The 9,247-nt window shown below is 70.8% G+C and carries 11 protein-coding genes and 1 tRNA gene; 1 reads left to right on the top strand and 11 read right to left on the bottom strand.

The genetic code is table 11. The annotated features are described in order from the left end of the window. Positions 1-159 precede the first annotated feature (159 nt). Positions 160-233: transfer RNA gene (locus tag DLJ58_RS16700), tRNA-Gly, on the top strand. A gap of 90 nt (positions 234-323) precedes the next feature. On the opposite strand, the gene DLJ58_RS16695 is transcribed toward DLJ58_RS16700, so the two are convergent. The 11 genes from DLJ58_RS16695 to DLJ58_RS16645 all read right to left on the bottom strand — a co-directional run bounded on the left by DLJ58_RS16695 (position 324) and on the right by DLJ58_RS16645 (position 9,093). After that, positions 324-1,511, bottom strand: coding sequence for a tyrosine-type recombinase/integrase (locus DLJ58_RS16695; RefSeq protein ID WP_124857469.1), 1,188 nt, complete (start codon positions 1,509-1,511; stop codon positions 324-326). Positions 1,512-1,513: 2 nt separating this feature from the next. Then, entirely contained in the window at positions 1,514-1,771 is a 258-nt protein-coding gene (locus DLJ58_RS16690) for an excisionase family DNA-binding protein (RefSeq protein WP_124857467.1), read from the bottom strand. Positions 1,772-2,013: 242 nt separating this feature from the next. Beyond that, a complete protein-coding gene (locus DLJ58_RS16685) occupies positions 2,014-3,114 on the bottom strand; it encodes an AAA family ATPase (RefSeq protein WP_124857465.1) in 1,101 nt (366 codons plus the stop codon). Then, positions 3,111-4,286 (bottom strand): bifunctional DNA primase/polymerase, encoded by a 1,176-nt coding sequence (locus DLJ58_RS16680; RefSeq protein ID WP_124857479.1) that lies wholly within the window; start codon positions 4,284-4,286, stop codon positions 3,111-3,113. Before DLJ58_RS16680 ends, DLJ58_RS16685 begins: the two co-directional genes overlap by 4 nt. Beyond that, the gene (locus DLJ58_RS16675; RefSeq protein WP_124857463.1) at positions 4,283-4,654 is read right to left on the bottom strand and encodes an RRQRL motif-containing zinc-binding protein; all 372 of its coding nucleotides are present in this window, start codon (positions 4,652-4,654) and stop codon (positions 4,283-4,285) included. The genes DLJ58_RS16680 and DLJ58_RS16675 overlap by 4 nt, the downstream gene beginning before the upstream one ends. After that, entirely contained in the window at positions 4,654-4,998 is a 345-nt protein-coding gene (locus DLJ58_RS16670; RefSeq protein ID WP_124857461.1) for a hypothetical protein, read from the bottom strand. Before DLJ58_RS16670 ends, DLJ58_RS16675 begins: the two co-directional genes overlap by 1 nt. After that, entirely contained in the window at positions 4,998-5,270 is a 273-nt protein-coding gene (locus DLJ58_RS16665; RefSeq protein WP_124857459.1) for a hypothetical protein, read from the bottom strand. Before DLJ58_RS16665 ends, DLJ58_RS16670 begins: the two co-directional genes overlap by 1 nt. A 135-nt stretch (positions 5,271-5,405) precedes the next feature. Then, positions 5,406-7,541, bottom strand: coding sequence for a P-loop NTPase family protein (locus DLJ58_RS16660; RefSeq protein WP_124857457.1), 2,136 nt, complete (start codon positions 7,539-7,541; stop codon positions 5,406-5,408). Between the two features lie 17 nt (positions 7,542-7,558). Then, the gene (locus DLJ58_RS16655) at positions 7,559-8,002 is read right to left on the bottom strand and encodes a DUF3307 domain-containing protein (protein WP_124857455.1); all 444 of its coding nucleotides are present in this window, start codon (positions 8,000-8,002) and stop codon (positions 7,559-7,561) included. A gap of 90 nt (positions 8,003-8,092) precedes the next feature. Beyond that, positions 8,093-8,857: a DUF2637 domain-containing protein gene (locus DLJ58_RS16650; protein ID WP_124857477.1), complete on the bottom strand. Its 765-nt coding sequence runs from the start codon at positions 8,855-8,857 to the stop codon at positions 8,093-8,095. Beyond that, positions 8,857-9,093, bottom strand: coding sequence for a DUF6284 family protein (locus DLJ58_RS16645; protein ID WP_124857453.1), 237 nt, complete (start codon positions 9,091-9,093; stop codon positions 8,857-8,859). The genes DLJ58_RS16650 and DLJ58_RS16645 overlap by 1 nt, the downstream gene beginning before the upstream one ends. Positions 9,094-9,247: the final 154 nt, after the last annotated feature.

The raw sequence follows: 9,247 nt of genomic DNA, 5'->3' as shown, positions 1-9,247 counted from the left end.
CTATGAAATTGCGCTGTCCCGGCGCTTCGGATGCCCCGACTTCCAGAAAGTCGAGTGGATCAACCCGGGCCGGCCCGGGCGTGCGGTACGCGAACAGCTACGGCCGGCGGGGGTACCTGGGTGCAGAGGCTCGACGACTCGGGTACAGTGGTGCCGCTTGCGGGTGTAGTTCAATGGCAGAACATCAGCTTCCCAAGCTGACAGTGCGGGTTCGATTCCCGTCACCCGCTCCACACACTGAAGCCCTGGCCAGGACACATGTCCCGCCAGGGCTTCCGTGGTTCTAGGTCATGCTGAAACAGGGATGGGCCATTAGTGGGCCATTAGCTCGCCTCGGCGGCCGGTCCGTCGCCCTCGGCAACCCGCTTGACCTTGCGCTTGCTCGGCTTGCGCCGGGCAGCCTTAACCGCCTTGTCGATCGCGTTGGCGATGCCCTGGTCGGCCTCCCGGTTGGCGTGCTGGTAGATCAGCGCGGCACGCGGGCTGTCGTGCCCCATCCGCGCCATGATGTCGCGCAGGCTCGCCCCTGGTGCCCGCGACGCGAGCGTGTTGCCGGTATGCCGCAGGTCGTGAAAGTGCAGGCCGGGCACACCCACGGCGGCGACCGCCTCGGGCCACTTGACCAGCTTGTTGAAGTTGCCGCGCCAGAGGTTCCGGCCGCTCTCGCCGGTGAACAGGAACGCTTCGGGTGCCTCGCCGACGTGGCTGCTCATGTGCTGTTTCAGCACAGGCAGGGCCGCCTTGGGTAGGGCGACGGTCCGCACGCCCGCCCGCGACTTCGGCGGGCCGAGGATCAGGCCGGTACCCCGGTGCTCGACGAACGCCTGTCGCACCCGCACTGTGCCGGCCGCTAGGTCGATGTCGCAGCGTTGCAGGGCGACCGCCTCGCCCCACCGCAGGCACCCGAACGTGGTGACCAGGATCAGCGCTCTGAAGCGCTCCGGTATCCGCTCAGCCAGCGCGAAGATCTGCGGAACGGTGAGGACCGGCCGCTCTGCGGACTTCTCCTGGTCGGCACCGACGACGCGGCACGGGTTGATCCTGATCAGTTCGTCCTCCTTGACTGCGGTCATCAGGACCGCGCGCAGCAGCCGGTACGCCTTGGCGGCCATGGTTACCGATACGCCCTCGGCCAGCAGTCGCGCCCGCCACTCGCGGACCATAGGCGTGTCGATCCGGTTGAGCGGCATGTCGCCGAGGTGCGGCGTGATGTGCCTGCCGAGGGTCCAGCGGTACAGGTGCACGGTCCGGGGCCGCAGGTTCGGCCGTTCGGTGATCCACCGTTCGGCGTAGTCGCGTAGCCGGATCTTGCCGCGTTCAGGGTCGATCCACTCGCCCCGCATCATCTGGGCCTCGATCAGCGACAGGTACTTTTCGGCCTCGGGCTTGCGGGCGAACGTCTGCGGGGCGGAGCGCATCCGTCCGTCCGGGCCGGGGTAGCGAGCCTGGTAGCGGCCGGACTCGCGCTTACGGATGTTGCCGAATCGGCGGTGTCCCTCTTGGTTGGCCATGATCAGGCGACACTCCTCAATCCGCGCCAGACGGTCTCTGCGGTCATGGGCTCGACTCGTCCGGCGTGGACGAATGCGGCCAGGTCGGCGGGGTCGATTCGGATCGACCGGCCGAGGCGGTGGAACGCGATCTGTCGCTCGGCAACGGCGCGGCGTACGTAGCGAACGCTCATGCCGATGCGGCTTGCGGCTTCTTCGATGGTCAGCAACTCGGCGGGCAGTTCCAGGACCGGCGCGTTCTGGGTGATCCGCTTAGCCATCGGGTGTCCTTTCCGGGCAGTGCGGCCTATCAGGGGCGGTGCGGTAAGGCGTTGAGGGGGTCAGTAGCGGCTTCTCCAGCGGCGAGAGCGGTTCGGCGAGGGGTGGCGGGCCGCGTCGACAGAGAGCCATACGGCGGCCCGCTGAGAGCCACGCTGAGCCAAGATCTCGGGCGTTCCGGTGTCTTCGTGTGGGTCTGTGCTGAAACAGCCGCATAACCCCTGTTTCAGCATGTTTGGCAGGGTCACGGCCAGAGTCCGGCTGTCCCCGAGGTGTCCCCCTCGTTTTCGCTGCTCAGGGCGGGTTGGGGGACTTCGGGGACAGCGGGGACACCAGGGACTCGGTACCGGCCGCCGGTGTCGGCGGCGAGTTGCCCGTCGGCGAGCATCCGCTGACAGGTGCGCTTGACGTTGTCGTAGGCGAGTCCGACCCCCTCGGCGATGACCTTGGGGGTGCTGCCGGGTGTGGCGCGCAGGAAGCGCAGGATCGTCGCGCGGGTCTCGCCGACCTGGTGATCCTCGGCCGGTCCGTCGAGCATTTGCCAGGCACCGGCGGCGGGGTCGAATGTGAGGGCGTACTCGTTCTCGTCGACGTCCCGGCCGGTCACGTGCAGCACGCCGTCACCCTGGTTACGTGCCCGCTTGAGTACGAGGGTGGCGTCGGCGGCACCGGCGAGTCCGTTGGTCCCCGAGACCTCGGTGAGGAAGTCGTCGGATCCGGCCTTGCGTACGTGGTGGACCAGGACGAACGCAACGCCGTAGTCGTCGGCGACCTTCTTCGCCCGGCCGACGGCGGCGTAGTCGGCGTCGTAGGCGGATGCGCCGGGGGCGGAGTGGCCGCGCAGCTTGGCGAACACGTCGATGATGACCATTCGGGCATTCGGGTTGCGGTCGAGCCACGCGGCGATGGCCTGGTCGCCGCCTTGCGGCAGCGGCGGGCACTCGGTGGCCAGGGTGAGACCGGCCGGGGCCTTGCGCTGGCCGAGAACCTTCCCGAGCCGGTTTTGCAGGCGGCGGGCGGTGTCTTCCAGGGCGAGGTACAGCACGGGGCCGGACTCGACCGGAATCGCGCCGAACGCCTTGCCGCCAAGGGCGACGTCCAGGCCGAGGCCGAGCGACATCCACGACTTACCGACCTTGGGCGGGCCGCAGAGCAGGTTCACGCCCTCGGACAGCACACCGGGCACAGCCCACTTCGGCGGGGCGAACTCCATTGCCATGATGTCGGCGGCGGTCCAAGACGTGCGGATCCGGGCGGGCCGCTTCGCCTCGGGCGACAGCACCTCGGCGGCGTCGTCCGGTCCGGCGACGTGCAGGTGCGGGCGGTCGGCGGGCATGGCGCTCATGCGGCCACCGTCCGGGGGCGACGGGCACCGGCGGCGAGGCCAGAGCGGATCGTGCGTAGCGTCTCGAACCGGCTGAGGCCGATCGACAGGGCGGTCTGCTCCAGCAGCGCGGCGGCCTGGTAGACGGACAGCGCTCCCCCGGCCGCAAGCTGGCCGAGGGCGACCGCGGACACGTAGAGCGTGTGGTTGCGCTCCCCCTCGGCCGCGTGTCGCAGGTGGTCGAGCTGGCGGCCGATCGCGGCATCCAGGTAGGCGCCGGCCCTGCCAGACGGCAGGTCGACAGCGACCGGGCGTTGCGGCGGCAGCGGCGCGGGGGCGAGGCGTTCGGCGAGCCAGTCGGGCAGGTCGGCGACCGGCCGATCGCGGGTGACCGTGTACGGGCGTCCGGCGACGGTGCTTCCGGCCGCGACGACGTAGCCGCCGTGGGCGCGAGTGTCGACCAGCCAGCCGAGGCCGTTGCCGCGCTCCCCGGCCGTGTTGCGCAGGGCCGGACCAGCGACCGGGTGCCGGAAATACAGGTGCGTGCCGCCTCGGCCCGTGGTCACGGTGTACGTGTCGGCAGGCACCGGCCGTCCGGCGACCTCGCACAGCGCGGCGAACACCTCGGCACCGTGGCGGGCCGCCGAGTGAGCGCACCCGGTCGGCGGAGCCTGGTCGGCCTTGCGGACGTCCAGATCGACGACGACTAGCCCGGACGGGCCGCAGGCGATGCCGACCCCGTACGGCACGGTGGACCAGCCGCGTCGGATCCGGTCGTGGTCGACGGTGGCGCGTGTCTCCCAGCCAGTGTGTCCGTTGCGGCAGCGCGGATCCGTGCCGGTGCAGGCGTCGGCGACGTGGTCGGGGAACGCGGGCCTCTTGTCGTCGGGCCGCAGGGGGAAGACGTGCCAGCCGTGCGCGGCGGCGGCGAGGGCCACGTCGCGCAGGTTTTCGGTGTCGGGCATGGTGTTCGGCCTCCGGGTGTCGGGCGTGGACGGCTGGGTCGTGAGGTGCTTGTCGTGCGCGCACGCGGCGCAGTAGCGGGCCTTCTCCCATCGAGCGACCTGCAACGGCTGACCAGAAACGGTGTCTTCGGCCGCGACGGCGCGGTCGCAGATGTGCGGGTAGGGCAGGTCGGCTGGCACGAGGCGGCCGAGGGCCTTGCTCGCGCCGATCCAGTGCCCGCCGGTCATCGGCCCGGCCGCCCGTCGTGGCAGTCCAGGCACTCGCCCAGCGAGCGCGGGATGTAGTAGTCGCGCAGCTCGCCGCAGGTCGGGCAGATGCGGCGCGCACGCAGCGCGGCCGAGATCGCACGCCGTTGTGCCGGGCTGGCGGTGCGCTTGGGCCGGGCGAGGTCGAGCCGGTACAGGTACGCGGTCCGGGTGCCGCCGACGCCCCGCCAGAGGATCTGCGCGGCGATCGGCTGACCGCCCGGCCGCAGGCCGCGCGCCCGAAGCTGCCTGCGGGTGGCGTAGCCGTCCGGCGCGCCCTGCCACCAGAACGTCGGGACGTCGTACCGCTCGGCGTCGGGATCCCAGTAGGCGGCCCGGATCCGCGACATCAGCCGGCCCTCCTGCCGAGCGCCGGACGGTCGGCGGCCCGCCCGCGCAGAGCGGCGGGCCGGATCGCGGCGACGGCGGCCAGCAACTCGCGGCACAGGTGCAGCACGAGGCCGAGCTGTCGCCGGGCGGTGTCCTCGGTCCGGCTGAGCGCGACGCGGATGCGGATCTCGGCGTAGTCGACGTCGGCGGCGCGGACGCGGGTGATGACGGCCCGGCCGCCGAGCGGACCGTCGGCGATGATGTCCGGGGCCTGGTGCAGGGTCACCCCGCAGCGGTGATCGCGGGTGCACCAGGTGGTGTGCGGCGTCTCGGTCCGGCTGAACCGGGCCATGGTCCGGGCCATCAGCGGGTGCCCTTGCCGTGTATCTCGCGCAGGCTGTTGATGATCCGGCGGCCGATGCGCAGGCGGCGTCCGTCGCCGTGGCAGCGGCGGCAGAGGCCGAACGCGCGGCCGAACGGGGAACGGCGCGTGCCGGTGCCGGAGCACTTGCGGCAGGCTCCGAACGGCCAGAGCCAGCAGCCGAGGGCGTAACAGAGCGTGGCGATCGCGGCGGCGAGGATCAGTACGCCGATCATGGTGGTTCCGGGGGTCGCGGTCGCGGCGAGGGCAGACATAGTGAGCCTCCAGAGGGCGTTTTTGGGCGTGAAGGGCTGGCGACGCAACCCGCGACCGGTCGATGTCTGCGCTGACCAGGCCGGTCGCGGGTTGAGTCGCGGTGACGCGACCGGTCGCGGGCGGGCCGCGACCGGCTACGCGGCCTTGCGGCGGGTGATCGCGGCGTCGATGTCGTCGGCCTTGGCTCCCTTGAGGGCCTTGCCGGAGCGCTTGACGTCTACGCTGCGTACGCCGAACGACCGGACCTGAGCGGAAATCGATTCGGCGGTCACGTCCGCGTACGCCTCGGGGAGCCGGGCGGCGAGGCGGGCCGCGATCTCTTCCCACTGCGCGCCGGTCTCGCCGCGCTCGATCACGCTGCGGACGTCGGCGAGCACGTCGCGGATCTCACGGGCAACGTCCTCCCCGGCCGCCATGCCGGACAGCGTGCCGGCCGCCTCGCGCAGCTTCCGGGCGGCGATCAGGATCTTCTCCGCGTCGTCCGCGTCGGCGAGGTACGTGCGAACCGTCGGGGTGGCGTCGGACGCGCCGCGCAGGATGCCGACGCCCTTGTAGCTGGGCAGCAGCGTCGACGAGTCGTAGCCCTCGGAGTTCGCCCCCGCTCCCAACACCAGGTCGGAGACGTTCCACGACCCGGTACGCAGGGAGAACCGCACCTGGTGGTTGTCGCGGAAGCTGATGAACTGGGTAGCGACCTGCCCACCGCCGACCCCACTGGGCCGCTGGGTGGCGTCGACGAACCCGACACCGGCCGCCGGGGCGACCTTGACCAGGTAGACCAGCAGAGACGCGATCTCCTTGCTGATGTCGCCGAGGTCGAAGTACTCCTGAAACTCATCCAGGACCACCAGCCGTACCGGCATCCGGTACTTCGGGTCACGGGCGATCTCGCGGGTCAGCTTGCCCTCGGGGCAGATGTCGACCGGCAGCTTGGACAGCCGCTCGTACCGGTCCTGCACGTCGGCCTTGATCTCCCGCAGCGCTTCGAGCGCGATCTCGGCGGGGTCGCCGTCGCGGGTCATCGCCAGACCGAACGCGTACCGGTCGGCGACCAGCGCGAACTTGCGCCAGTCCGGCTTACCGCCACCGTCCAGGACCGTCAGCTTCACGTACGGGTCCAGCGCGGCGTACAGGGCCAGCGAGCGAGCGGCGAACGTCTTGCCCTGCCGAGGCTGCGCGCCGATCAGGATGCTGTTCCACATCAGGTCGACGCTCACCTTGTTGCCGCGCTCGTCCAGCCCGAACGGGGCAGGCTGCCAAATATCGGTCGGCTTGCAGCGCAGCAGTGGCGTCCGGCCCGCACCCTGGGCGAGCGGGTCGCGGTCGGCGACCCACAGCGTGTGCCGTCGGTGCGAGCTGGGATCGCGGGTGATGAACACCTGCGAAACCGCGACGTCCAGGCCCGAGGCGATCGCGCCGCGTGCCTTGACCGCGTCGTCGAACGTCTTCCCGTACGGCAGGTCGATCGACACCTGAGAACCGGTGCCCGAGGCGTCACGGGCCATGGTCGAGCCGAACCCGATCTGTTGGTGCGCCTTGTCCGGGTGCCCGAGGCCAGCGGCGTAGTAGGCCCGCAGGATGATGTCCGGGTTCACCCGGCGGAAGCGACCCGAGACGGTGGCCGGGGTGATGATGCGCCGGTCCTCGGGCCGGCCGATGTGCGCCAGGAATGCGACCAGCAGGCAGGCGGTAAGCACCAGCGCCCACACCGGGGCGACGGCGTAGAGCACCGGGCCGCCGACGCACACCGCGACGGCCTCGGCGGCGAGCACGATGCCGCGCCACATGCGGGTGGCCTTGACCTCGCGGTGCAGCTTGAGCCACATGGCCGGGTCGTTGGCGTCGGCGGCGGCCTGCCGCAGCCCGTACTGCTCCGACACCCACCACCACTTGAGCTGTCGGCCGATGAGCCGGAACGTGCCTACCCCAGCCCAGAATGTGGCGAGGGTGGCGTACCAGGGTGCGCGGACGGCGTGGAACCCGGCGCGGTAGCCGGTCAGGGCGGCGGCCTGCGCGAGGCTGTGTCGGATGTTCGGCCACGTCGACCAGTTGGCCGGCACGATTGGCCGCTTGCCGGACGCGTCAACCGGCGGCAGCTCGACGGGCATCCCACCGCGCTGCGGGATCTCGTCCAGGTTCACCTCGAAGTGCGTGCCGGACTCGGCGGCGGCCCGGCGGGAGCGCTCGGCGTCCAGGTTGACGACCTCGGCGACGTCGGCCTCGGCGGCGTTCCAGTTGAAGTTCTCGGGGTTCGGGTTGGGCGTGTTCACGGCGTTGTCCTCCGGTCTCAGGCGGCGATCACGAGGGCGGCGACGAACAGGAACAGGTAGTGGAAGGACTGATCGAGGGCGTACGAGCCGGTGCCGAGCGACGGGTTGTCATCGCGGCCGGGACGAGGGCAGCCGAGGGCGTAGAACTTCGCGGAGCCGGTCAGCTCGGCGAGGCGCTTGAGCGGGGTGCGCCGGTCGGCGATGTAGTGCGTGACGGCGGAGATCGTGAGTCCGGCGGCGGCCCTGCCGGGGCTGACGTCCAGATCGGTCGACAGCGCGAGGGCTGCGAGGGCGACCAGCGCGGTCAGCGTGTAGGTGGCGACGTGCGCGGCGCAGGCGATGCGGCCGGGCCAGCCGGGGCGGCCCTTGCAGTCGGCCTGGTGCTGGGTCTGGATCCAGTGGTCGGCGACCTGGTGGGCGACGAACAGGGCGACGAAGACAGCGGCAAACGCGGCGGTCATGATGGATGCCTCTCTTGAGGTCTGTTGGCTGATGGGGAGCCGGTGACGCGGCGCTTGCTTGGCGGCGGGTGACCGCGTCACCGGGCGAAGCTAGGCAGCGGCGAGAGCGGGCGTTTCCGCAGGAAGCGGGGCAGATGGTGACGCATCGGTGACGCGCAGGGCGGCGAGGTGTCGTCGCGCGGTCGAGACCGAGACACCGGCCTTGGCGGCGATCTGCGAGACCGGCGCGTCGGGCATCTTGGCGGCGGCCTTGGCGACCTTCTCGGCCGACACCGGGCGCGGTGTGACCCGCTTGACCGGCGTCTTCTTGACTGCCGGAGCCGGAGCGACTTGGACCGTGGGCACCGGCGCGGCAGACGTCTCCGGTCCCCAGATGTCCTCGTTGGTGTAGACCGACTTCGACTCGACCACGTCGGCGGGGGACGGAGCGGGCTCGCTGACCGATGCGGCCTCGGTGAGGGTGCGGATCCGGCCGCCGATCTCAACCAGGCTGATCGACGCGACCACGATCAAACCGTCCACGCTGAACGGCAGCAGGTAGGCCGAGGAGTCGGCCTCGCCGTACCGGGTGGCCACTCCCACCATGTGCCAGTACGAAACCCACGCCGCGATGCCCGCAATGACGGCCGTAGCTCCCAGCCGGACGGCCGACAGCGCACCGCGCCGCGCCGGGATCCGAGAGATCAGCTCGACCGCCAGCAGTAGCGCCACGGGCGACCACGCGGAGATTGCCTGACTGATCACGTTGTCGCTGGCGTGCAGCACGTTGCCCGCCAGCGACGCCGCGATGCCGAGAGCGAACACCGAACGAACACCCCACCCGATGCGCTTGAGGCGCTTGAGGTCCTGGGCCATCACGCGACCGCCTTCCGGGAGGCGGGACGCGCGGCCAGCTCGGCAGCGACGCGGGTCACGCGGGCCTCGGCCCGGCGCAGCCGCCGCCAATCCAGCGGCGACGGGCCACCGTGGTCGGCGGCGTACATCAGGATGATCTCGGCGTCCAGAACGGACAGCTCGGCCTCGATCAGCGGCCACTCGGTCTCAATCGCGGCCAGAGCCTTCGGCGTCGGCTCGGTTCGATGCGGTCTCAACGGAACCTCCAACAGGTTGCAGGCGTGACGAACAGCGCCACTGAGCTGCGGCGTTGCCGCGACTCGCAGTAGCAGTGCGACCATAACCCGCAGTAAAACTGCGAGTCAAGAGAAACTGCGATTGGCAGTGTCTCTGCGGGTCTGTCAAGCTGGA

Origin of the sequence: Micromonospora arida (assembly GCF_003857035.1) — a bacterium.
GTDB lineage: Bacteria > Actinomycetota > Actinomycetes > Mycobacteriales > Micromonosporaceae > Micromonospora > Micromonospora arida.
The sequence above is the reverse complement of the archived record's forward strand: the minus strand, read 5'-3'. Positions and strand labels throughout refer to the sequence as shown.